A 24046-nucleotide genomic window follows, 5' to 3' on the forward strand; every position below is an offset into this window, starting at 1 on the left:
AGGACTTGGCGGTCATAATTCCCCGGATTTTGGCCGCTCTATCACACGGGGAAACTTCGCAACTACCAAATAGCCGCTCTGGCAACGCTCACATGATTAGAGAATGCCACGGCCAGAAGTTCTTGACAGGATACAGGAGGCCGAGCAGGAGGCCGACGAGATCGTCGCAGAGGCCGAACAAGACCGCGAAGACCGCATCTCGGAGGCTCGCGAGGAGGCCGAGGAGATCCGCGAATCCGCGCGGGAAGAGGCCGAGGCGGCCGCCGAAGACCGTCTCGAAGCGGCTCGCGAAGAGATCGAGGCCGAGCGCGAGCAGATCATCGAAGACGGTGAGAGCGCTCGCGACGACCTCGAACAGCAGGCCAGTGAACAGATCGACGAGGTAGTCGAATACGTCACAGACCTGTTCGAGGAGGCGGTGCATGCTCAGACCTGAGAAGATGTGCCGCGTCTCGGTGACGGGGTCGAAACGCGCGATGGAGCAGACTATTGAGGCCGTCCACGACCTCGATATGCTCCACGTCACCGAGTATGACGGCTCCTGGGACGGATTCGAACCCGGGAACTCGCTCGACGGAACCAACGAGGTCTCGGACAAGCTCGTCACGGTTCGCTCGCTGCAGTCCATTCTGGGTGTCAGCGAGGAGGACGCCGGTCCGACGCGGGTCGTCACAGACGACGCGATCGAGGACCAACTCGAAACAGTCCGAACCGAGGTCAACGAACTCGACGACCGACGCGACGAGGTCCGTGACGAACTCCGGGCCGTCGAGGACCGTATCAACACGATGGCGCCGTTCGTCACGCTCGGCATCGACCTCGACCTGCTCCGTGGCTACGACTCGCTGTCCGTCGTTGTCGGCGAGGGCGACAGCGACGAGATCGAGGCTGTCCTCGCAGACAGCGACGTCGGGACGTTCGAACTGTTCACCGAGGACGGCATCGTCGCCGTGTTCGCACAGGCCGACGAAGACGCCCTGCAGGACGCGCTCGTCGGGGCGACGTTCTCCCGACTCGAAATCCCCGACGGCGACGGCGACCCGACGGCGTATCTCGAAGAGCTGGAACACGAGAAACAGCAGCTCGAATCGAAGCTCTCGACCGTCGAGGACGAACTCAACGAACTCCGACTCGACCACGCCGGGTTCCTGCTCGCGGCCGAGGAGAAACTGGCTATCGAGGCCCAGAAGGGCGAAGCGCCGCTCACCTTCGCAACGACGGAAAACGCCTTCATCGCCGAGGGCTGGATTCCGAACGAGCGCTACGAGGAGTTCGAGCGGGCCCTTTCGAGTACTGTCGGCGACGCTGTCGACATCGACAGGATCGAAATCGCCGAGTACGACAGCGAGGGGCACGCAGAGTCCCACGAAGAAGTCGAGCGGGAAGGCGGCAACGGCGGCGAACCCGTCGGAAGCTCCGTCGATGCTCCCGAACCGGAGAGCGAGCGCCAACCGCAGGAAACCGTCGCTGACGGTGGCGTCATCACGATGGGTGACGACGCGCCGCCAGTCATTCAGGACAACCCGAAAGGCGTCAAGCCGTTCGAGGACCTCGTCGAGGTCGTCAACCGGCCGAAGTACGGCGAGTTCGACCCGACGGTCGCCTTCTTCCTGACGTTCCCGGCCTTCTTCGGGTTCATGATCGGTGACGTCGGGTATGGACTGCTGTACCTCGCGCTCGGCTACGGGCTGTACTCAGCGGTTGACAGCGATGTGCTGAAAAGCCTCGGGGGTGTCGGAATGTGGGCCGGTGGATTCACGATGCTGTTTGGCCTGCTGTACGGCGAGATCTTCGGCCTGCACACAATCTCGAACGTCGTGTGGCCTGCCCTCGGGTTCGAAGGGGCGCCGTTCCACAAGGGACTGCAGCCGGCGTACGGCGAGTACGCGATCGGGTGGCTGACGCTGAGTCTGCTGGCCGGGATGCTCCACCTCGCTGTGGGGTGGACGTTCGACTTCATCGAGAACCTGAACCACGGCCTCTGGGACGCCGTCACCGAGAGCGGCTCCTGGCTCCTGATGCTGTTTGGCCTCTGGGCCTGGGTGTTCTCCGGCGCAGCGGGCTCGGCACCGGACTTCCTCTACACCGCTGAGGAAGGCATCTTTGCCGGGAACCCGTTCCCGCTCGGCTTCGCCGGGCTCCCGGCTATCGACCTGTTCAGTGTCGGTGGGTTCCCGATATCAGCGTGGTTGCTGGTGTTTTTCGCTGGCCTCGTGTTGCTGGCGCTCGCTGACCCCATCGAAGTCGTCGAGTTCCTCAATGTGTTCGTGAACGTGCTGTCGTACACGCGACTGGCAGCAGTACTCCTGGCGAAGGCCGGGATGGCCTTCGTGGTCAATCTGCTGTTCTTCGGTGTGTTCGTCACGGACGACGGAGCGTGGCACTTCGGTATCAGTCACGCACCGAGCTACTACCTCGAGGAAGGCGTCTACCACGGCCACGAAGTCACAGAGGTCATGTTCGGAGGCCTGATGCACTCGGGCATCGCTGGTCTCGTCGGTGGACTGCTCGTCCTTGTGCTGGGGCACCTCCTCGTCCTCGTACTGGGTATCACCAGTGCCGGACTACAGGGTGTGCGTCTCGAATACGTGGAGTTCTTCGGCAAGTTCTTCGAGGGCGGCGGCAAGCGGTACAACCCGTTCGGCTACGAGCGGACCTACACCACTGACGACTGACCGCTATCGACCTTACTTCCGATATTTGTCGGTACTCCGGTAGCTACTGCCCTACCGTCGCGTACTCGGGGGCTGGTACCAGATGACAACCGTGGTTGAGAGCGCGGCTAAACCCACGGAACAGCATCTTGACGAAGTGTTTTGGGAAGCTTTATGAAGTCCGTGGAGTCACATACGCCTGTTCGGACACGAGCAACCTCAGAGAGGATCTCAACAACATGATAGAAACTATCGCACTCGTTGTCAACGCTGTACTGCAAGAAGGTGGCGCCGCTGCTCCGGCTATCCCGGGAGAAGCTGCTGCAGCCCTCGCTGTCGGGCTGGCTGCGCTCGGTTCGGGATACGCGGAACGTGGGATCGGGGCCGCCGCCGTCGGCGCAATCGCAGAAGACGAGAGCATGTTCGGCCGTGGGCTCATCCTGACAGTCCTGCCGGAAACGCTCGTCATTCTCGCGCTGGTCGTCGTCTTCATCCTCGGTTAACCACTCTCTCCCTTTTCCAATAATGAGCCTTCAAACAGTCGTAGAGGACATCCGCGACGAGGCCCGCGCGCGTGCTCAGGAGATTAGCGACGCGGCCGACGAACGTGCCGAGGAGATTATCGCCGACGCCGAGGCCGACGCCGAGCAGATCCACGAGGAACGCGAGGCCGAGGTCGAGCGGACCATCGAGCAGGAGCGAGAGCAGCGACTCTCCTCCGCGAAGCTCGAGGCCAAACAGGCTCGACTCAACGCCCGGCGTGACATCCTCGAAGACGTTCACGGCGACGTAGAGGACGCGCTTGCGGCCCTCGAAGGGGACCGACGAGAGGAACTGACACGCGCACTGCTTGACGCCGCCGTCGATGAATTCGACGACAGCGACGAGCTGTCGGTGTACGGCCGTGCGTCGGACCAGTCGCTTCTCGAGGATGTACTCGATGACTACGACGGCGCGACGTACGCCGGTGAGCGGGACTGCCTCGGCGGCGTTGTCGTCGAGAGCGGCGAGTCACGAGTCCGTGTGAACAACACGTTCGATTCCATCCTGGAGGACGTCTGGGAGGACAACCTGAAAGCAATCAGCGACCGCCTGTTCGAAGACCAATGAGTTCGCGAACGGGAACGAGCGGCCAGGGAAGCAACTACGAGTACGTCATCGCACGGGTTCGTGCCCGAAGTGCGTCCCTGTTCGACGATGACGACTACCGGAAACTGGTCCGCATGGGGACGGGCGAAATCGCCCGCTTCATGGAGGAAACGGAGTACGAGACCGAAATGAACGCGCTCGGCTCCCGGTACGACGGCGTCGACCTCGTCGAGTACGCGCTGAACCGCAACCTCGCGAAACACTTCGACGACCTGCTTCGCTGGTCTGAGGGCGCGCTGTACGACTACATTGCCCGTTACCTGCGGAAATTCGACGTGTGGAACGTCAAGACCGTCATTCGCGGGCTCTACTCGGACGCGGAGCGGACCGAGGTCGAGGACGACCTCATCCGGGCCGGCGAGTTCACCGACCGGCGTATCGAGGACCTGCTGAACGCCGGTTCTATCGAGGAGGTCGTCGAGCAGCTCGACGACACTATCTTCGGTGACACGATGGCCGAGGCGTTCGACGTGTACGAGGAAAGCGGCGTCCTCGTGCCCCTGGAGAACGCGCTCGACCGCGCCTTCTACGAAACACTGCTGTCCGGCTTGCCGGATAATCCGGAGATCGACAGCCCGACCGGGCTGTACGTCGAGTTCCTGGAGACGGAAGTCGACTTCCGCAACCTCCGGAACGCGCTCCGGCTGGCCCGCAGTGGCGCGGACCTCGACCCCTCGGAGTACTTCATCGAGGGCGGCCAGCTGTTCGACGCACAGGAGGTCGCACAGCTGTCGACGAATCTCGACCAACTGGTCAGTGCCGTTCGCGAGAGCAAGTACGGCGACGACCTCGATCAGGCGCTGTCGGCGCTTGAGGAGGCCGACAACCTCATCGACTTCGAGCGGGCGCTGGACGCGGCGCTGCTCGAATACGCCGACCGGCTCTCGAACCGCTATCCGCTGTCGGTCTGTCCGGTGTTGTCGTACATCCTCAAAAAGGAGCGCGAGGTCGACAACATCCGGGCCATCGCCCGCGGTCGCGAGGCCGGCCTCGGCCCCGACGAGATTGAACAGGAGCTGGTGATACTATGAGCCAGGAGATAGCTGTCATCGGAAGCCCGGAGTTCACGACGGGCTTTCGGCTGGCTGGCGTCCGCAAGTTCGCGGACGTGCCTGCTGACGAGAAAGACGAGCAGCTCGACGACGCCGTCGAGGAGATGCTCGACGACGACGACGTCGGTATCGTCGTGATGCACGACGACGACCTGTCGCATCTCTCACGCGGTGTCAGGCAGGACGCGGAGACGAGTGTCGAGCCGGTGATGGTCACGCTCGGCGGCGGCACTGGGAGCGGCGGACTGCGTGAACAGATCAAGCGAGCCATCGGTATCGACCTGATGGACGAGGACTAACCATGAGTCAAGCAACAGACACAGACGTCCGCGAGGACGGCATTATCGAAAGCGTCTCGGGACCGGTCGTAACGGCTCGGGACCTCGACGCCCGGATGAACGACGTCGTTTACGTCGGCTCGGAAGGGCTGATGGGCGAGGTCATCGAGATCGAAGGAAACATCACCACGATTCAGGTGTACGAGGAGACCTCCGGTGTCTCCCCCGGCGAACCCGTCGAAGGGACGGGCTCGCCCCTCTCCGTGGACCTCGGGCCGGGCATGCTCGACGCCATCTACGACGGCGTCCAGCGCCCGCTCGACGTGCTCGAAGAGAAGATGGGGTCGGCGTTCCTCGACCGCGGCGTCGACGCGCCGGGCATTGACCTGGAGAAGACCTGGGAGTTCACCCCCGAAGTCGAGGAAGGCGACGAGGTCGAAGCCGGCGATATCGTCGGCACTGTCCCTGAGACGCCCAGTATCGATCACAAAGTGATGGTCCCGCCCGACTCCGAGGGTGGCGAGGTCGTCGCCATCGAATCGGGCAACTTCACCGTCGAGGAGACGGTTGTCGAACTGGACAGCGGCGAGGAAATCCAGATGCACCAGGAGTGGCCGGTGCGCCAGCAGCGGCCGACCGTCGAGAAGGAGACCCCGACGGAGCCGCTCATCTCCGGCCAGCGCGTGCTGGACGGCCTGTTCCCGATTGCGAAAGGCGGGACGGCCGCCATCCCGGGTCCCTTCGGCTCCGGGAAGACGGTCACCCAGCACCAGCTCGCCAAGTGGGCCGACGCTGACATCGTCGTCTACGTCGGCTGTGGCGAGCGTGGCAACGAGATGACCGAGGTCATCGAGGACTTCCCGGAACTGGAAGACCCGACCACCGGCAACGCGCTGATGGACCGGACCTGCCTCATCGCCAACACGTCAAACATGCCCGTCGCGGCCCGTGAGTCCTGTGTGTACACGGGAATCACCATCGCGGAGTACTTCCGTGACATGGGCTACGACGTGGCGCTGATGGCCGACTCCACCTCCCGGTGGGCCGAGGCCATGCGCGAAATCTCTTCCCGGCTCGAGGAGATGCCCGGCGAGGAGGGGTACCCCGCGTACCTCTCCGCTCGCCTGAGCGAGTTCTACGAGCGTGCCGGGTACTTCGAGAACATCAACGGTACCGAGGGTTCGGTCTCGGTCATCGGGGCCGTCTCGCCGCCGGGCGGGGACTTCTCGGAGCCGGTCACCCAGAACACGCTGCGTATCGTCAAGACGTTCTGGGCGCTGGACGCCGACCTCGCCGAACGCCGGCACTTCCCGTCTATCAACTGGAACGAGTCGTACTCGCTGTATCGCGACCAGCTCGACCCGTGGTTCGAGGAGAACGTCCGGGACGACTGGCCGGAGACGCGCCAGTGGGCCATCGACACGCTGGATGAGGAGGCCGAACTGCAGGAAATCGTCCAGCTTGTCGGGAAGGACGCGCTGCCGGAAGACCAGCAGCTGACGCTGGAAATCGCCCGCTACCTGCGCGAGGCGTGGCTCCAGCAGAACGCCTTCCACGACGTCGACACCTTCTGTGAGCCCGAGAAGACCTACCGCATCATGGACGCCGCCAAGACGTACAACGATGCGGCCTTCGAGGCGCTCGATGCCGGCGTTCCCGTCGAGGAAATCACCGACATCGACGCCGCGCCGCGGCTCAACCGTATCGGCGTGCAGGAAGACTACAACGAGTACATCGACGACCTCGAAGACGACATCGAGTCTCAACTGCGGGAGCTGTACTAACAATGAAAGAGTATCAGACAATCACGGAGATCAGCGGACCGCTGGTGTTCGTCGAAACCGACGAACCGGTCGGCTACGACGACATCGTCGAAATCGAGCTCAGCGACGGCGAGACCCGCCGTGGCCAGGTGCTCGAATCCGCGAGCGACTACGTTGCCATTCAGGTGTTCGAGGGGACCGAGGGTATCGACCGCGATGCCTCGGTTCGCTTCCTCGGCGAGACGATGAAGATGCCCGTCACCGAGGACCTCCTCGGGCGGGTCATGGACGGGACCGGTCAGCCGATCGACGGTGGGCCCGAGATCGTCCCCGACGAACGCCGCGACATCGTCGGCGAGGCGATCAACCCCTACTCCCGGGAGTACCCCGAAGAGTTCATTCAGACGGGTGTTTCGGCCATCGACGGCATGAACACGCTCGTCCGCGGCCAGAAGCTGCCGATCTTCTCCGCCTCCGGCCTGCCACACAACGACCTGGCACTCCAGATCGCGCGACAGGCGACGGTGCCGGAAGAGGAGGACGGCGAAGACGACGAAGGGTCAGAGTTCGCTGTCATCTTCGGCGCGATGGGTATCACGGCCGAAGAGGCAAACGAGTTCATGGACGACTTCGAGCGCACCGGCGCGCTGGAACGCTCCGTCGTCTTCATGAACCTCGCGGACGACCCGGCCGTCGAGCGGACGATTACGCCGCGGCTGGCGCTGACCACCGCCGAGTACCTTGCCTTCGAGAAGGACTACCACGTCCTGGTCATCCTGACGGACATGACCAACTACTGCGAGGCACTGCGCGAGATCGGTGCCGCGCGTGAGGAGGTCCCGGGCCGGCGTGGCTACCCCGGATACATGTACACTGACCTGGCACAGCTCTACGAGCGTGCCGGTCGGATCGAGGGTCGCGAGGGGTCCGTGACTCAACTCCCGATCCTGACGATGCCGGGCGACGACGATACGCACCCGATTCCGGACCTGACCGGGTACATTACCGAAGGCCAGATCTACATCGACCGCGACCTCAACAGCCAGGGCATCCAGCCGCCGATCAACGTTCTGCCCAGCCTGTCGCGGCTGATGGACGACGGTATCGGCGAGGGGCTGACTCGCGCCGACCACGCCGACGTGAAAGACCAGATCTTCGCCGCGTACGCGGAAGGTGAGGACCTGCGCGACCTCGTGAACATCGTCGGTCGCGAGGCGCTGTCGGAACTGGACAACAAGTACCTGGACTTCGCCGACCGCTTCGAGGAGGAGTTCGTCGATCAGGGGACCGACACGGCCCGCAGTATCGACGAGACGCTCGAACTCGGCTGGGACCTGCTCTCGATGCTCCCGAAGGATGCGCTGAACCGCATCGACGAGGACCTCATCGAGGAGCACTACCGCGAGGACGAGACCGCCGAAACTGTCGAAGCCGAAGCCTGACAACGGCCCTATATCTCACGGCTCTTCGCAATTTTTACCATATATTTTGGGTACGCGACTGTTTAGCGTTGACCTCCTATACTAGAGTGCACTATGCCAGAACCAGGGAGTGAAGCGATATGGCTGTGGTTAGGTACAGCGGGCATGTTCCTCGGCATGCTATACTTCATCGCGCGTGGCTGGGGTGAAACCGACAGCAGGCGTCAGAAGTTCTACATCGCGACAATACTGATCACGGCAATCGCGTTCGTGAATTACCTCGCGATGGCACTCGGGTTCGGCCTGACGTTCATCGAGTTCGGCGGGTCGGAACACCCCATCTACTGGGCGCGATACACCGACTGGCTGTTCACGACGCCGTTACTGCTGTATGACCTCGGACTGCTTGCAGGGGCAGACCGCAACACCATCGCCTCGCTCGTCAGCCTCGACGTGCTGATGATCGGTACCGGTGTGGTCGCGACGCTAAGCGCAGGGAGCGGCGTGCTGTCGGCCGGCGCGGAACGGCTGGTCTGGTGGGGTATCAGCACCGCCTTCCTGCTGGTCCTGCTGTACTTCCTGTTCGCCTCGCTGTCCGGTCGGGTCGCAGACCTGCCCAGCGACACGCGGAGCACGTTCAAGACGCTGCGAAACCTCGTGACGGTCGTGTGGCTGGTCTACCCGGTCTGGTGGCTCGTCGGCAGTGAAGGACTCGGCCTCGTCGGTATCGGGATCGAGACGGCCGGCTTCATGGTCATCGACCTCGTCGCCAAGGTCGGCTTCGGTATCATCCTGCTCCGTAGCCACGGCGTGCTTGACGGTGCTGCGGAGTCGACCAGCACCGGCGCAACGCCTGCAGACGACTAACGACTGCCGTTCGCCGACTTCGTTTTTTGGGTGTCGATCCGGAAGCGGCGGCGCTCGAACCGAAATAACTGGAAACCGTTAACTGCCTACGTCGAAAAAAGACCCGTAATGGCTAAGGACGTCAAACCCACGCGCAAGAATCTGATGCAGATCGAGGACCGCATCGAGCTGTCCGAGCGTGGGCACGACACGCTGGAGAAGAAGCGCGACGGCCTCATCATGGAGTTCATGGACATTCTGGACCAGGCTCAGGACGTCCGTGAAGACCTCGACGGTTCCTACGAACGGGCCCAGCGCGCGATCAACATGGCCCGGGCGATGGAAGGCGACGTGGCCGTCCGCGGGGCCGCCGCAGCACTGAAAGAACACCCGGAACTGACGACCCAGTCGAAAAACATCATGGGCGTCGTCGTCCCGCAGATCGAGTCCAGCAAGGTCCGGAAGTCACTGGACGAACGCGGCTACGGCGTCATGGGAACCTCGGCCCGCATCGACGAGGCCGCCGAGGCCTACGAGGAACTGCTCGAGAACATCATCCTCGCCGCCGAAGTCGAGACGGCGATGAAGAAGATGCTCGAAGAGATCGAGACGACGAAACGGCGTGTCAACGCCCTCGAATTCAAACTCCTGCCCGATCTCTACGACAACCAGGAGTACATCGAGCAGAAACTCGAAGAGCAGGAGCGCGAAGAGATCTTCCGCATGAAGAAGATCAAAGCCAAGAAAGAAGAGGAGGAGGACGCGCTCGCGGCCGAAGAGGAAGCACAAGAAGAGCCCGAAGCGGTCACTGCTGACGACTGATCGGGGAGTCCGTCCTGACCGGTATCGTTTTTGCGCTTTCAGGTTCGTGCTTGAGTATGTCCTGTCTCGACTGCGGTGGCGACCTCGTTTCGTTCCCAGTCCCGTCTGATCTCCAGCAATATCTCCCCGGAGACGCACCGGGTGCCAGCGTCTGTCAGTCCTGTTTAACTCTCCAACCGGAGACGGAGCCACCCACTGCTGTCCCGGACTTTACTGGTCTCGATAGTTCCATCCCCGATAACGACGACGCAGCGGTCCCGCTGGTGTTGCTCGTCGGGCTACTCGATTCGCTGGCGATGCACCGGGCGGAGATCACTGCGTTGCTGGAACGAATCGAGCGCGAGGGCGTCGACCCGCTACTGGTACTGGACCGCCTCGACGCCAGCTACGGGGAGGCGGCCCACGTCGACCTCGGCCGTCGTCGTCGGCAACTGGAACAGTTGTTATAACAGAACTGAAAGTGCGAACGACGGTCGTTAGACGCCCGTCGAATAGCGCAGCAGGCCGGCGACGCCGCCGAAAGCGGTCAGCAGCTGTTCGCCCTTTTCGAAGTCAGTCGAGATGAACACCGTCTCGGTGCCCCGCTGGTCGGCCAGTTCCATCAGGTGGTCGATGGCGTCGTCGCGCTCGCCGTCCTCGGCGTCGACGGTGGCCCCACAGCGGGAGCACTCGTGACTCTCCGTTTCGGCGCTGCTGTTGATGAGTTCGTACTCGTCGTGGCCGTTCTCGCAGGTGTAGGCGACCACGTCTTTCCGGAGGTCCTCGGAGATGAGTAGCTGCTCGACCGCGCCCATGTTGAGGTTCTGGCGGGTCTGGTCGAACCCGTAGGTGGCCTTGTCACCGTTGTGCAGTTGCTTGAAGAAGTCCTCCATGAGCTCCTTGTCCCGGAGCATCTCGTGTTCGGCCAGCACATCGTCGGCCGCGTCCACGAGGTCGTACAGCCCTGACTCGTCGGTGTAGGCCACGTCGAACTTCCCCAGTACCATGTCCTGGAGTTCGTGGTGGAGGTAGTCGCCGTCGAGGAACTCGTCTTTCGTCGGTGAGGGGCCGCCGACGAGGATGCCGTCCAGTTCGTGGCGGTCGGCGACGAACAGGTCGTTCGCCATCCCCGCGACTTCCTGATAGAAGTTGTCGATGGCTTCCAGCCGGAGGCGGGCGAAACGCTGGGCTGACTGACCACCTTTTCGCTGTTTGCCCGGGACCAGTGAGGAGGCGGACTTGACGGGCTCGACCCGTTTGCCCTTCAGCCAGCCGACGTTTGCCTCGCGCCGGTCGAGCACGATGAGGCCGAACAGCCCTTTGTCGGCCAGCATGTGCTCCAGGGGCTCGGTGAGGAACTCCGAGTCACAGTGATAACGGAACGACTCGATGGGGTCCGGCGGGGATTCGAGTACCTTCGTTACCATGTCGGTCCGACCGCCGCCGGTGTCGAATGCACCCGAGAACACGACCAGCCCGTTTTCGGGGGGTCGCACGTCGTAGTACCGGAGGCGGTCCTTGATTGAGGTGAGTGCGTCCTGCACCGCCGTCCGGGTGTCCTTCGATTTGATGTTCGAGGCTTCGGAGTGCTCCTGGGTGACGTGGGCGACGACGTCGCTGATCTGCTTGTCCTCGGGCACGTAGATAGAGACGAGTTGGGTTCCCGAGCCCTGGTACCCCTTGAGTTCCTCTATTACCTTCCGGAACTCGTATTTCTGCTTGTCAGATTGCTCCTGTTCCTGCTGCTCGCTCATTACTCTCTGTTGGCCGAGGTGGCGTAAGAACCTGTTGACAGGGAGCGAAGGGCGGCCTTCGGGTTAGCGAGCGGGGAGGTACGACCCGCGAGCAGCGAGGGGCGCGAACGAAGTGAGCGGCCCTCGTACCGGAGCGGCGACCGAAGAGAGCCGCGGAGGAAGCCAGTGCGATTCGAGCGAAGCGAGAATCGCAGGACGGGCGAGCGGGGAGGGACGACCCGTGAGCAGCGAAGGGCGCGAACGAAGTGAGCGGCCCTCGCACCGGAACGGCGACCATCGGGAGCCGTGGAGGGAGGGAGCGAAGCGGCAAAGCCGTGAGGCCGATACGACAGACGTGACAACCGAGATACCTGACTGGCCGTGAAACCACCTATTCTGAACGTCGCCTGGCCCGTCACGATCCAACAAATGACAGTCGCATTTATATGACTGCCTGCATTGTACCCAAGCAATCAGACTATGGCGGGGTATGTGTGTACGATTGCGGGCGGCAAGGGCGGCGTCGGAAAGACGACGACCGCGGTAAATCTCGGGGCTGTGCTTCAGGAGATGGGCTACGATGTCGCCGTCGTCGACGCGGATCTGGGGATGGCGAACCTCGGCTCGATGCTCTCTGTAGAGCCCGAAAAGAGCCTCCACGAGATTCTGGCCGGTGAGGCTGCCGTGAGTGAGGCTTTGACTGATGCGCCGGGTGGACTCACGGTGATTCCGGGTGAACAGTCGCTGGAGGCGTTCGCGGACGCTGATCCCGCAAAGCTCAGGAAAGTCATCAAGACGCTCCGAAATGCCTACGATGTGGTGTTGATCGATACCGGGGCTGGACTGAGCCACGAAGTCGCCGTGCCGCTTGGGCTGGCCGACGGAATCGTCCTCGTCACGACCCCCGACGACGTTGCGGTGGGCGATACGGTCAAAACGGCCCAGCTAGCGAACCGAATCGACGGGACCGTTCTCGGTTCGATCATCAACCGCGCGACCCGCCACACTGACGTCGCGGCCATCGCCGAGCAGATGGAGTTCCCGCTGCTTGCGGTCATTCCGGACGACCCGCAGGCGACGACAGAGGAACCGCTCGTGCTCAACGCCCCCGAGAGCACGGCTGCCGACGCCTATCAGCGGCTGACCGAGGCGCTGGAGGGTGTGTTCTTCCGCGGCGAGAGCCCCGAAACGGATATCGAGACGATACTCGACGACGAGTGGTTCCTCGACGACACCGAGGATCACTCCGATGTCGACGACGACGAGGACTCCGGCGGTGTGTTCGGCCTCTTCAACTGACGGCTCTGTACCCGCCAGCCGGTCCGGTCTCAGCCCGCCGCTCCGACCGCATCTCGCTGTCTCTGACTCATTCCGGAAGCGGCGGCCACAGCGTCGCGACCGTTTCCTGAATGAGTTGAGTCTGTGCCCGGCGCAGTCGCTCCGAGAGCGACGACGCAGAGATGTCCAGTTCTTGGGCCACGGCGTCCAGCGACGTGCGCCGCGGAATCTCGAAATACCCCATCTCGTACGCCGTCCGTAGCGCTTCCAGTTGTCGGTCCGTGAGCCCGTTGCCGGGCGACTTCGGCTCCGCATCCCGGGTCAGCCGCTCAAGTCCGAAGTCCGCGTTTCGCTGCCAGAACGAGGCGAACTCGGTGAACGCCGCTCGGTCGGCGAACCATCCCAGTTGCTCCCACCCGTCTGCGGTCACGGTTATCCGTTCGATGATGGCGTCTGCCGTGGCGAGTGCTTCGAGTCCGTCCAAGTCGTCGATTTGGCCGCCGAGTTGCTCCTCGAAGCTCAGTGCCGGCACTGCCTGATACCGACGGGTGTCGGCCGCCGTCCCGATCCGCGTCCACTCCTGAACGTCGTAGGCATCAGTGAACGCCCGCTCGATGGCCTGCTCGGAGCCACCCGTCACGGTCCCAATAAACAGCGGGCGACGACCGTGGTTGTACTGCAGTGAGAGGGTGATCGTCGCTTCGGGTACCGCAGCCGCGACCGACACGAGCGGCAACGAGTCGCAATCGATCTGAAATTCTGCGATAAGCCCCATACGGCATCGCTCGCTGCCAGTGCTGAAGCGCCTGTCGAAACAGAGCATCGGCGTGGCTGTCGGTCCTGCTTTCGACACCCTACTTAAACGGCCCAATCACTGAGAGAACGGCTTAGCCCGACTGCGTTCGACCGTATGTTGTATGCAGCCGACACAATCCGCAGATGAGATCGGAGTCGAGTTCGAGCGCTACGGCGACGGCCAGCCACTCCTCCTCCTGCACGGCGGGATGGCCCCCACGGAGTACTGGGGACCGGTTATCCCAGAGTTCGAGGGCTACGGTGCTGTCGTCCCCCAGCGTCCGGGGTTCGGGACCTGTCTCGACTCCCCGGCGGAAACAAACGCCGACGAGGTGCTGGATCGTGAGGTCCGATATGTCCGGGCGCTTGCCGACGCTGTCGACGGCGACCCAATCCTGTTCGGCCACTCGTACGGCGCACTCACCGCTATCGAGGCCGCGGCGGGTACGTCGGTCGAGGCAGTTATCGCGTACGAACCGGCGGTACTTCCCGCCGAGTACCGGGCCGACGCTGACCTCGCTGACCGAATGGCATCGCTCGTACAGGATGGAAAGCGAGAGGAAGCGGTGAAACGCTACATCGAACAGGTCCTTCACCCAGACGGTATCGAGGACCTCGACGCCTGGCTTGCGGAGTGGCCTGTCTGGCCCGACTGCGTGGCCCTCGCTGAGGAGGTCGTTCGGATGAACCGGTCCGTCGAGCAGTACCGGCTCCCCGACCACTTCGATGTCGACGCTCCAACGCTCGTTCTGTCCGGCACCGGCGGGCCGGACTTCCTCCGGCAGAGTGCCCGGGCCGTTCACGACGCACTCCCACACAGCCGATTCGTCGAGTTCGATGGGGTCAGCCACAGCGGCCCCGCCGAGGCACCTGCACTAATCGCGGCGGAAGTCGACGCGTTCCTGCAGAATTAGGCCGGCTCGACGGACTTTTCGCGGCAATCGCGCCTGTCACATCGGATTCCCGACGCAGACCGCTCCTACATCGAGGTCGGCGCTTCGACGCCCAGCGCGTCGAGGGCGTTCGCAATCGTGGTCCGGGTCCCGTCGACGAGGGCCAGCCGTGCGGCGCGGGTCTCGTCGTCGGCGTCGAGAACCGGACACTCCCGGTAGAAGGCATTGAACGTTTCGGCGAGGTCGCGGGTGTAGGTGGCGACGGTGTGCGGCGTCAGGTCGTCCGCGGCCGCCTCGATGACGGCGGGGAACCGGGCCAGTTCGCGGAGCAGGTCCTGCTCTTCCGGTTCCGACAGTGGGTCGAGGTCGGGTTCGGCTGGGATGTCAGCCTCCACGTCGCCGAGGATCCCACAGCAGCGCGCGTGGACGTACTGGACGTACGGCGCGGACTGGGCCTCGAAGTCCAGCGCGCGGTCCCACTCGAAGGTGATGCCCTTCGTCGGCTGTTTCGAGACGATGTCGTAGCGCACCGCGCCGATGCCGACCTGACGAGCGATACGGTCTATGTCGTCCGCGTCGAGGTCGCCGCGGGTCCGGTCGTCCAGTCGGGACTCAACCTCTTCGCGCGCGCGGTCAATAGCTTCATCGAGCAGGTCGTCGAGGTCGATGCCGGTCCCCTCCCGCGTGCTCATCCCGCCTTCGGGAAGGTTCACCCAGGAGTAAAACACCTGCCGGAGCTGGTCGGTGTCGTTGTCGAGCAGTTCCAGCGCCGCCGAGAGCTGGTCGGCCTGGAGCTTGTGGTCCTCACCCAGCACCGTGACGGCGCGGTCGTAGGTATCGAACTTCCACTCGTGGTGGGCTAGGTCCCGAGTCGTGTACAGCGAGGTCCCATCGGAGCGCAGGAACACGAGATTCTTCTCGAAATCGGGCAGGTCCAGCTGCCAGGCATCCTCTTCGTAGACGGCGCAGTCGAGCCCCTTCAGGCGGTCGACCAGGTCGTCCGTGTCGCCGTTGCGCATGAACTTCGTCTCTTTGACGAACTCGTCGAACTCCGCCGGGAGGCGGCCGAGCGTGGTCTGCATCCCGCCCAGTACGGTGTCGACGACCTCAGCAACGCGCTCGTAGGTCTCCTCGTCGCCGTCTTCGAGGCCCTGCAGAATGGACTGGACCTCGGCCTCTGCCGCCTCGATTTCGTCGGGGTCGCCCTCTTCGAGGACAGTATTGCCCTTGCGGTAGTACCGAACCATCTCGTACTCCGGGGACTCTCGCTCGGGCTCGGGCAGGTCGGACTCGTCGAACGTCTCGTAGGCCCAGGTGAACACGGCAATTTGGCGGCCCGCGTCGTTGACGTAGTAGTGGCGGTCGACGTCGTAGCCGGCGTAATCGAGCACCCGAGCGACGGCGTCACCGATGATAGGGTTTCGTGCTCGCCCGACGTGGACCGGGCCAGTCGGATTCGCGGAGGTGTGCTCGACGACGACGCTGGTGTCGCGGTCGGGAAGCCGCCCGAACTCGCTCTCCGTGACTGACTGCAGGGTCTCGGCGAAGTACGCCTCGCTCGGGAGGAAATTGACGTACGGCCCTTGTGTCGTCACAGCACTGACGTAGGTGAGGTCGTCCGTGTCAATCGCCTCGGCGATGTCGCCGGCGACGTTCGGTGGCGCAGTACCGACCTCGCCGGCCAGCCGGAAGGCGACGCTCGACGCCAGCACGGCGTCGACGTCCTCCGGTGGCTCCTCGATACCGAGGTCCTCGGCCGGCAGGTCGAGGGCTGTGAGTGCGTCGTCGAGGGCGTCCTCGACCTCCGCACGGAGCTGCAGGAACATACGCCGGGCTTTCGCGGCGGGGAGTAAATGGGTAACGAAACCCCAGCCACGTTAGACCGATTCCTGTCTGTCTCAGGTCAGGAGCCGCGGGCCGAACACCATCAACAGGAGGCCGCCGATCATCGACACCGTGATCGCGATGGAGACGGCCGTCGTCACCCGCCGCCCGTCCGAGACGGGGAGCCGCGAGACGAACGACTCGGTCGATGCCCGCAGGATGTGGCCGCCGTCGAGCGGGAACGTCGGGATGAGGTTGAACTGGCCGATGACGAGATTGATCCAGCCAGTCCAGAACAGGACGTTCGCGAGCAGGAACACCGGCGTCGTTCCGAGCGCCCCGAGCGGTCCCTGGACGGTGTAGAAGTTCGTCGCGATGCCGGTGAAGCCGGCGAAGTTGTAGCCGAAGCCGCCGGCGACGCCGATAAAGGGGAGCAAGAGCGTGCTGAAAATCCGCTGGGCGAACGAGAACTCGGAGACTGACGTGGGGGTGTCAGGCGATCCGCCGAGGAATTCCAGGAACGCGGCGGCGGGATAGGCGTCGATGCCGAAGTCACTGACCTGGATGCCGCTGATACCCTGCTGGATGCTGACGCCGATGATACCGTTGTCGACCTGCTCACTCTCGGCCATCGTCACCTCGTAGGTCTCGCGTGCACCGTCGACGTAGCCGGTGACCGACACCCGGTCACCGGGTTCGCCGCCCTCGAGGGCCTGCATTAGCGCTGCCCCGCTGTGTGTTCGCTCCCCGTTGACCTCGGTGATTATCATGCCTTCGCCGCTCGGTGCCCCTTCCCCGGCGAGCGGGCCGTCCTCGGCGACCAGGACGTATGCGCCGAGCGGGGTCGTGACCGTCTCCCCGGACTCGGTTTCGACTGTCGCAACGGGATTGTTTCGAGCCGCCTGTTCGAACTCACTGCTGGTAGCCACGGCAGTCCCGTTGACCGAGACAATCGTCTCACCGGTTCCAAGCGGCGCGCTCTGGAGGGCCGCCGAGACGACGACGGACCGCTCGACGGTGACTGTTTCGGAATCCTTACGGGCCACTTCGACAGTCTGTGCGTCGTTTTCGGCGAGCACCGATTCGAGTTCCTGCTGGCTCTCGACCGACTGGCCGTCGACGGCCGTAATAACGTCGCCTGACTCGATACCCGCATCAGCGGCGGGGGTTCCGTTGATCGGACTTCCGACCGGCACGCCGTCGACGACAGCGACAGCGCCGGCGACTGGCCCGAACAGCAACAGAAGCGTGATGATCGCGAGCGCGAAGTTGTTGGTCACGCCGGCCGTGTACATCCGGGCCTGCGCACCGCGGTCGGACCGCAGGAGTTCGTCTTCGTCGGGTTCGACGAACGCGCCGATGGGGATGATCGCCAGCAAGGCCAGCCCCATCGACTCGATGTCGATGTCCTCGACGCGACAGAAGAGCCCGTGGCCGCCCTCGTGGACGACGAGGCCGAGCAACAACCCGAGCACGATCTCGGGTGCGACCGACAGCGGGAGGAAGTCGTTGACGCCGGGAATCGCCAGCGCGTTCCGCGGCTCGTTCAGTGCGGAGGGCTGTGGGTTGACGAGCGCCTGGTAGGCCCCGAGCGCAACGAGGAGGAAGGAGCCGACCATCACCACGAGTCCGAACCCGACGCCAAGGTTCCCCCAGGCCCGCCAGAACCGCTTTGGCCGTGCAAGCCAGTCGAGGACAGCTTTGCCCTTCTGCGTGTGAATCGTCGTAATCGGGCCGCTAAAACGAATATACTCGGGGACAACGCCGCGGGTCCGCAACGCCATCGCGAGGAGGGTGTAAGCGACAAGGCCCGCAAGGACCCACGTCAGCGTACTCACCATTTACCCGAAACTAGGTTTAGCCAAGCAAGAGGGTTTGGTTTGGGACACACCGCCAGCAGCCAACGGTGAAGTGACCGCGCTGCAAACGACCACACAATGTACGACCACGTTCTCATTCCCGTCGACGGGAGCGACGAATCCACGGCAGCCGCACGGCGCGGCCTCGCACTGGCCAAGGACTTCGACGCGACTGCCGAGGCGGTTCACGTCGTCGACCAGCGAGCACGCAGGCTCACGCGAACGGATCGCGAGAGCGGACGCCTCCACGAACACGGCGAGTCCGTCCTCGCTGACATCGAGTCGCTCGCCGCCGATATCGGCCAGCCCGTCACGACGGAGCTTCTGGAGGGGAAACCGAGCGTACAGATCGACAAGTACGCCCGCGAAACCGACGCAGGGCTCATCGTCCTCGGTCGACAGGGACTGACCGGTCTCGGGAAGCGACTCCTCGGTGGCGTCACCGAACAGCTCCTGCACCGAACTGCGGTGCCCGTGCTCGTCGTTTCGGGGGAGAAACAGGCGGAAAGGCGCGAATTCGACTACTCACGAGTCCTCGTCACAACTGACGGGAGCGAGAACGCAAACACGGCGACGCGACACGGCGCGGCGGTAGCAGACCGGTACGACGCGACAGTACACGTCCTCAACGTCGTCGATATCCAGGCCGCCGGCGGAGCGTTCAACGCTGGCGGACTGAACGAGGCGTTCATCGAACGACTGGAAGCGGACGGGCATGACGCCGTCGCAGCAACCGCCGACGACCTCGAAACGGCGGCTTCGGACGTATCGGTAGAAACCGCCGTGGAACGGACGGACTCGCTCGATGGCGTCGCCGCTGGCATCCGCGAGTACGTCTCCGATCGGGACATCGACCTCGTCGTGATGGCGTCACACGGGCGCTCGAACCTGAAGCGCCAGCTGCTCGGTAGCGTCACGTCGCAACTGCTCCGAACTGTCGATGTCCCCGTACTAGTGACGCCCCGTTCGACCTGAGCGGATGGACGAACCACCCGTTCTATGTATCGTGGGAACGTATCGCAAGACGGTGCCGGACAATGCCAGAAACCTGCGGTATCTGTGGTGAGACGGTCCCCTTCGACGCTACCGTCCACGCGATGATTCACACGCACAGCGAGACGGGCGTCATCGACGTGTACGTCTGTCAGGACTGCTACGACGAGCGTCTCGGACCGATGTTCGAACGGGTCGACACGCAGGAACAGTCGCCCTGAAGTCGCCGTTTCAATAGCCTGTTACGGGTGGGTAGGACCCGCCTACCCCGGGACTACTCGTTCCGGCGGAACCGTTCCACAACGAACTCCTGGTCCAGTTTCGCGATGAACGTCCCGAGCTGCGGGCCTTCGGTGTCGTCGAACAGGAGCTGGTAGCCGGCCGAGAAGAACTCGCCGATATCGATGTCGTTTCGCTTCGCCGTCTCGTAGATCTCGGATTGAATCGCCTCGCCATCGTGGCCCTCGGCGATGAAATCGGCCAGTTCGTCCAGCGCGGCCGCCGTCTCGTCGTCGAATGACACGTCGGGCATCTCGGCGCGCTTGAGTTCGTAGTTGAATTCGTTGTTCGTCAGGCTGGCCCACTCCTGGGCGCGCTCGACGCGGGCGAGCGCCTGTTCGACGGCCCACTCCGGCGCATCGTCCGGGATGTGGCCCTCTTTCCGGGCGATCTGCTCCCGCTGTTCCGGGTCGTCGGTCATCCCGAGGACGGCGGCGAACGTGTAGGGGATTCGAACCCGCTGTTCACGCGGTTCGTCCACGACCATCGGATAGGCTCGCTCGGCGAGTTCCGCGTCGTCCTCGCTGGCCTCGGCCTCTCCGAAGTACCGTCGCTCGAACCGGTCGAACTCGTCGACGAGCTGGTCGACGTTCTCGACGGAGAAGTCCCGCTGCTTCCGCGGGTCCTTCACGAAGAAGTATTTGAACACCTCGGGTTCGAGGATATCCAGCACCTCGTCGACGGTGATGACGTTGCCCGAGGACGAGGAGAGCGGTTCGCCGTCGAGCGTAAACCACTCGTACACCATCGGGACCGGCGGCTGGATGTCCAGCACGTTCTCGGCGACGTCTTCGCCGGAGGGCCAGGAGCCCTCGGCGTGGTCCTTGCCGAACGGCTCGAAGTCGACGCCCAGAATTTCCCACTGGGCGGGCCACTCGAACCGCCACGGGAGCTTCCCGTCCCGGAGCGTCGCCGTTCCCTCGTGACCACAGCCCTCGATGGTCTGGTCGCCGGCTTCGACGTCCTCACAGACGTATTCGACTTCGCCGGCGTCGAGGTCGACATCGGTGACGCCCTCGGTGAGCTTGCCGCACTCCTCGCACTGGGGCAGGAACGGGACGTAGTCGTCGCCGACCTTGTTCTGGTATTCGGCGAGCACGTCGCGGGCCCGGTCGGCGCGTTCGAGCACGCGGCGGGTCACGGGTTCGAACTCGCCGTCGGCGTACAGCTCGGTGTTGGATACGAACTCTACGTCGACGCCGACCAACTCGGCGCTTTTTCGCAGGAGTGTCGTGAAGTGCGCGCCGTAGGAGTCACAGCAGCCGAAGGGGTCCGGGATGTCGGTGTACGGTTTCCCGAGGTTCCGCCCGAGCGCGCCGGCGTCGACCTCGCCGAGGCCGACGACGTTCCAGTCGAGGTCGGCGAGCTGGCGGGGCACCGCCCGAAGCCGGTCTTTGTCGTCTGCGGTGAACACCTGTCTGACTTCGTGGCCGCGGTCCCGCAGGGCCTCGGCGACGTAGTAGCCCCGCATAATCTCGTTGAAGTGGCCGATGTGGGGGACGCCCGACGGGGAGACGCCGCCCTTGATGACGATTGGGTCGTCGGGGTCGCGCGCTTCGATAGCGTCGGCGACGGAGTCGGCCCAGAACGCCCGGCCGCCGCCGCGGCCAACCTCGTAGGGGTCTTCCGCCATCTATGCCTCCGGGAGAATCTCGGACCCGTCGAACTCACCATCTTCGACCGCGCGCACGACGTGTTCGGGGTCGGTACCGTCGAGCACTATCGTCCGGATGCCGGACCGCTGGATGATTTTCGCGGCCAGCAGGTCGACGGGTGCGCTGCTGCCAGCGTCCATCTCGATGTCGGCAATCACGTCGACGAGTTCGCTCGCGCCGAGTTCGTCGAACCGCGTCGCGTCGTCGTCTTCGTTCGGGTCGGCGTCGTAGACGCCCGGGACAGACGTCGCGTACACGAGCAGGTCCGCGCCCACGTACTCCGCGAAGGCGGCCGCCACGGCGTCGGTGGTCTGTGCGGCGACGATGCCCCCGAGGACAGGGATGTCCCCGCGACGGATGGCTTCCCGGCCCTCGTCGTAGCTCTCGGCGGGTGTCGGCGCGGCGCGGTCGTCCAGGGCGGCGATCAGTAGCCGGCCGTTCAGCCGCGTGACGGCGATACCGAGCTGGTCGAGCTCGATTTCGTTTGCGCCGAGGTCGCGGGCGGTGCCGATGTAATCGCGTGCGGTCGGTCCGCCGCCGACGACGGTCCCGAGCGTGTGTCCCTGTGCATCGAGCGATTGGATGGCGCCGGCGTAGTCGGCGACCCGTTCCGCGTCGAGGTCCGGGGCCAGTACGCTTCCGCCAATGGAGACGACGACTTTCATTAGCCCGCCGTAACCGCGATGCACTCTTAAGGGTTGTCAAGGCCACTGACTGCTGTCTCTCTAGTCGGCCCTTTCTGGTACCCACTGCGATCGCTGTCGGTCGCGTCCCCGCGAGAATGTCCGTCTGACGCGTGCCCGACGTGCTGACGCGTGTCTGACGCTTCTGGAAAACTAACGGTGAAATGCGCCGCTTGTTGGCGCTACAGATGGTGATATCTCTCTTTCACAGACCGCTCAAAACACCACGAAAATTGCGTCGATTTACGGTCTAAGAAGGCTTTGTGAAATGTCTAAAAGAATCTGAACCGGTTGTAAAAAATGCGTTTTAGCTCGATTTGTCCTGAAAGTGACCGAAGTGACCTGAAGGTTCCTTCCTTTATATACTCCCGGCGGGGTTACGAAGAAGTGAGGTGACAAAGATGAGCGCTACCGCAACGCCCTCCGGCGAGGAAGAGCCCTCCAAAGAAGAGCGACTGAAGTCGTTCCTCGCAGAGAAGGCAAGTGACGGCGAGATGTATTTCAAGAGCAAGTTCATCGCTGATGAAGTCGGTCTCTCCCCGAAAGAGATCGGTGCCCTGATGGTCAAGCTCAAGGACAGCGCGTCCGAGATCAACGTCGAGAAGTGGTCGTACACGAGCGCGACCACCTGGCGTATCGAGCCAGCGTAGACGACCGGTCCCCGCGTACAGTTCTCGGACGATAGTACCTGCTATAGTAACAATTGAAACGATTTATACACTGATCGCACTGCCATCGTGCGATCAGGTGTGCATTGATTTTCAACGGCTACTATAGCTGTGTGATCGTTCGCGGAGTATTTGTGCCCGCATCGTTTACGAGCAGTTGATGAGTGGCTCCGCGGACCCGCCGTCGCCTGACCGACTGGCCGGCGTGTTCTCCGTCTCGTCAATGCGGCGGACGGATGGATCTGTCCAGTATCTCGGCGACCCGATAGTGCCACCAGCCGCCGCTGTCGAGCAACTCAGACCGCTGTTTCGACAGCGGGGCTACGACGTTCGGCTCGAAGAACTCGGCCCGGAATCCGGCGATACAGCAGCCACTACGAGCAACGGTGGCACTACTGTCGTCGGCGGTCCGACGGTCGATGACTCGATGACCGCCACCGGTGGTGCGTTGAACGCGCGCCCGAACCAGTACGCACTGATCGCGGAGCCCGCCGACACGGACACTGGCGGTATCCCGTGGCTCAACATCGGGCTCCTGTTCGCGACTATCGCGTCGACCCTCTACGTCGGCGCGAGCGCCTGGTACTACATCCCGGTCGCGGAGGACCCGCTTCGGATTTTCGAGGCCTGGCCGTTCGTGGTCGCGATGCTCGGCGTGCTCGGTATCCACGAACTGGGCCACTACGCCGCGGCCCGATACCACGGTGTCGACGTGACGCTCCCGTATTTCATCCCGTTTCCGTCGTTTCTCGGAACGATGGGGGCGGTCATCAACATTCGCGGACGCATCCCCGACCGGACGGCGCTGTTCGATATCGGTGTCGCTGGCCCGCTCGCTGGGCTCGTCGCGACGACCATCGTCACGGTCATCGGCCTCTCGATAGACCCAATTACGGTGCCGGAACGCGTGGCAAACAGCGACACCGGCGTCATCATCACGTTCAATTATCCGCTGCTGTTCCAGGCGCTGGAGGCCCTGGTGAACACGCTGGGACTCGGGACCGAGGTCGGTCCCGGAGAGTCTGTCCACCCCATCGTGTTCGCCGGCTGGGCCGGGATGTTCTTCACGTTCCTGAACCTGCTCCCGGTCGGGCAACTCGACGGCGGCCACATCGTGCGGTCCATCGTCGGACAGCGCCAGGAAACCGTCGCCGCCGCCGTTCCCGGCGCGCTGTTCGCACTCGCCGGCTACCTGTATTTCACCCGCGACCCGCCGCCGGTCGGTTTCGGCGTCTGGGGCCTGTGGGTGTTCTGGGGCCTGTTCGCCACCGGACTCGCGTACGCCGGTCCGGCCCGCCCGACCGTGGATACGACGCTGGACCGACGGCGGGCGCTGCTCGGCCTGTTTACGTTCCTACTGGGGCTGGCCTGTTTCACGCCGGTTCCGTTCGAGATAAGTGCGATTTGACCGTTAGCTCGCGT

The 24046-nt window shown here is 63.6% G+C and carries 23 protein-coding genes; 17 read left to right on the forward strand and 6 right to left on the reverse strand.

Features of this window, described 5'->3' with window-relative positions; all coding sequences use genetic code 11:
• The first annotated feature begins 103 nt into the window (after positions 1-103).
• The 11 genes from ahaH to AV929_RS02800 all read left to right on the forward strand — a co-directional run bounded on the left by ahaH (position 104) and on the right by AV929_RS02800 (position 10434).
• A complete protein-coding gene (ahaH, locus tag AV929_RS02750) occupies positions 104-436 on the forward strand; it encodes an ATP synthase archaeal subunit H (protein ID WP_014039405.1) in 333 nt (110 codons plus the stop codon).
• Positions 423-2675 carry a V-type ATP synthase subunit I gene (locus AV929_RS02755; protein WP_023843113.1) on the forward strand — a complete coding sequence of 751 codons (2253 nt, stop codon included), beginning with the start codon at positions 423-425 and terminating at the stop codon, positions 2673-2675. The genes ahaH and AV929_RS02755 overlap by 14 nt, the downstream gene beginning before the upstream one ends.
• Before the next feature lie 218 nt (positions 2676-2893).
• Positions 2894-3157, forward strand: a complete 264-nt coding sequence (locus AV929_RS02760; protein WP_008311113.1) for a F0F1 ATP synthase subunit C — start codon at positions 2894-2896, stop codon at positions 3155-3157.
• Positions 3158-3179: 22 nt separating this feature from the next.
• The gene (locus tag AV929_RS02765; protein WP_008311110.1) at positions 3180-3764 is read left to right on the forward strand and encodes a V-type ATP synthase subunit E; all 585 of its coding nucleotides are present in this window, start codon (positions 3180-3182) and stop codon (positions 3762-3764) included.
• On the forward strand, positions 3761-4834 hold the full coding sequence (locus tag AV929_RS02770; RefSeq protein ID WP_014039407.1) for a V-type ATP synthase subunit C: 1074 nt from the start codon (positions 3761-3763) through the stop codon (positions 4832-4834). Before AV929_RS02765 ends, AV929_RS02770 begins: the two co-directional genes overlap by 4 nt.
• Positions 4831-5154, forward strand: coding sequence for a V-type ATP synthase subunit F (locus tag AV929_RS02775; RefSeq protein WP_014039408.1), 324 nt, complete (start codon positions 4831-4833; stop codon positions 5152-5154). The genes AV929_RS02770 and AV929_RS02775 overlap by 4 nt, the downstream gene beginning before the upstream one ends.
• A gap of 2 nt (positions 5155-5156) precedes the next feature.
• Positions 5157-6917, forward strand: a complete 1761-nt coding sequence (locus tag AV929_RS02780; protein WP_064287365.1) for an ATP synthase subunit A — start codon at positions 5157-5159, stop codon at positions 6915-6917.
• A 2-nt stretch (positions 6918-6919) separates the two neighbouring features.
• The gene (locus AV929_RS02785) at positions 6920-8338 is read left to right on the forward strand and encodes an ATP synthase subunit B (protein ID WP_014039410.1); all 1419 of its coding nucleotides are present in this window, start codon (positions 6920-6922) and stop codon (positions 8336-8338) included.
• 93 nt (positions 8339-8431) lie between these two features.
• Positions 8432-9184, forward strand: a complete 753-nt coding sequence (locus tag AV929_RS02790; RefSeq protein WP_023843114.1) for a bacteriorhodopsin — start codon at positions 8432-8434, stop codon at positions 9182-9184.
• A 108-nt stretch (positions 9185-9292) separates the two neighbouring features.
• Positions 9293-9985, forward strand: a complete 693-nt coding sequence (locus AV929_RS02795; protein WP_004593983.1) for a V-type ATP synthase subunit D — start codon at positions 9293-9295, stop codon at positions 9983-9985.
• A 56-nt stretch (positions 9986-10041) separates the two neighbouring features.
• Entirely contained in the window at positions 10042-10434 is a 393-nt protein-coding gene (locus AV929_RS02800) for a DUF6276 family protein (protein ID WP_064287366.1), read from the forward strand.
• Positions 10435-10461: 27 nt separating this feature from the next.
• On the opposite strand, the gene prf1 is transcribed toward AV929_RS02800, so the two are convergent.
• Positions 10462-11718, reverse strand: coding sequence for a peptide chain release factor aRF-1 (gene prf1 / locus AV929_RS02805; protein ID WP_064287367.1), 1257 nt, complete (start codon positions 11716-11718; stop codon positions 10462-10464).
• A gap of 459 nt (positions 11719-12177) precedes the next feature.
• Between prf1 and AV929_RS02810 the strand changes: the two genes are divergently transcribed.
• Positions 12178-12996 (forward strand): cell division ATPase MinD, encoded by an 819-nt coding sequence (locus tag AV929_RS02810; RefSeq protein WP_008311088.1) that lies wholly within the window; start codon positions 12178-12180, stop codon positions 12994-12996.
• 67 nt (positions 12997-13063) lie between these two features.
• Here the strand turns inward: AV929_RS02810 and AV929_RS02815 are convergent, their stop codons facing one another.
• Positions 13064-13750 carry a helix-turn-helix domain-containing protein gene (locus AV929_RS02815; RefSeq protein ID WP_064287368.1) on the reverse strand — a complete coding sequence of 229 codons (687 nt, stop codon included), beginning with the start codon at positions 13748-13750 and terminating at the stop codon, positions 13064-13066.
• A 142-nt stretch (positions 13751-13892) separates the two neighbouring features.
• Between AV929_RS02815 and AV929_RS02820 the strand changes: the two genes are divergently transcribed.
• Positions 13893-14684, forward strand: a complete 792-nt coding sequence (locus tag AV929_RS02820; protein WP_064287369.1) for an alpha/beta fold hydrolase — start codon at positions 13893-13895, stop codon at positions 14682-14684.
• A gap of 65 nt (positions 14685-14749) precedes the next feature.
• On the opposite strand, the gene argS is transcribed toward AV929_RS02820, so the two are convergent.
• Positions 14750-16489: an arginine--tRNA ligase gene (gene argS, locus AV929_RS02825; RefSeq protein WP_064287370.1), complete on the reverse strand. Its 1740-nt coding sequence runs from the start codon at positions 16487-16489 to the stop codon at positions 14750-14752.
• Between the two features lie 72 nt (positions 16490-16561).
• Positions 16562-18328 (reverse strand): site-2 protease family protein, encoded by a 1767-nt coding sequence (locus AV929_RS02830; protein WP_064287371.1) that lies wholly within the window; start codon positions 18326-18328, stop codon positions 16562-16564.
• A 96-nt stretch (positions 18329-18424) separates the two neighbouring features.
• On the opposite strand from AV929_RS02830, the gene AV929_RS02835 reads away from it, so the two are divergent.
• Entirely contained in the window at positions 18425-19321 is an 897-nt protein-coding gene (locus AV929_RS02835) for a universal stress protein (protein WP_050007567.1), read from the forward strand.
• A 62-nt stretch (positions 19322-19383) separates the two neighbouring features.
• Complete coding sequence (locus AV929_RS22185) at positions 19384-19560, forward strand: hypothetical protein (RefSeq protein ID WP_014039419.1); 177 nt, start codon at positions 19384-19386, stop codon at positions 19558-19560.
• A 53-nt stretch (positions 19561-19613) separates the two neighbouring features.
• On the opposite strand, the gene lysS is transcribed toward AV929_RS22185, so the two are convergent.
• Together lysS and pyrH are read right to left on the reverse strand one after the other, a co-directional pair.
• Complete coding sequence (lysS, locus tag AV929_RS02840; RefSeq protein WP_050007568.1) at positions 19614-21251, reverse strand: lysine--tRNA ligase; 1638 nt, start codon at positions 21249-21251, stop codon at positions 19614-19616.
• The gene (gene pyrH, locus AV929_RS02845; protein ID WP_014039421.1) at positions 21252-21938 is read right to left on the reverse strand and encodes a UMP kinase; all 687 of its coding nucleotides are present in this window, start codon (positions 21936-21938) and stop codon (positions 21252-21254) included. It lies immediately after the preceding gene.
• A 419-nt stretch (positions 21939-22357) separates the two neighbouring features.
• Here pyrH and AV929_RS02850 point away from each other — a divergent pair, with 419 nt between their 5' ends.
• Both AV929_RS02850 and AV929_RS02855 read left to right on the forward strand, forming a co-directional pair.
• On the forward strand, positions 22358-22606 hold the full coding sequence (locus tag AV929_RS02850) for a hypothetical protein (protein ID WP_004518404.1): 249 nt from the start codon (positions 22358-22360) through the stop codon (positions 22604-22606).
• 178 nt (positions 22607-22784) lie between these two features.
• A complete protein-coding gene (locus AV929_RS02855; RefSeq protein WP_064287372.1) occupies positions 22785-24032 on the forward strand; it encodes a site-2 protease family protein in 1248 nt (415 codons plus the stop codon).
• The last annotated feature ends 14 nt before the right edge of the window (positions 24033-24046 follow it).

The organism is Haloarcula sp. K1, assembly GCF_001647155.1.
Lineage (GTDB): Archaea > Halobacteriota > Halobacteria > Halobacteriales > Haloarculaceae > Haloarcula > Haloarcula hispanica.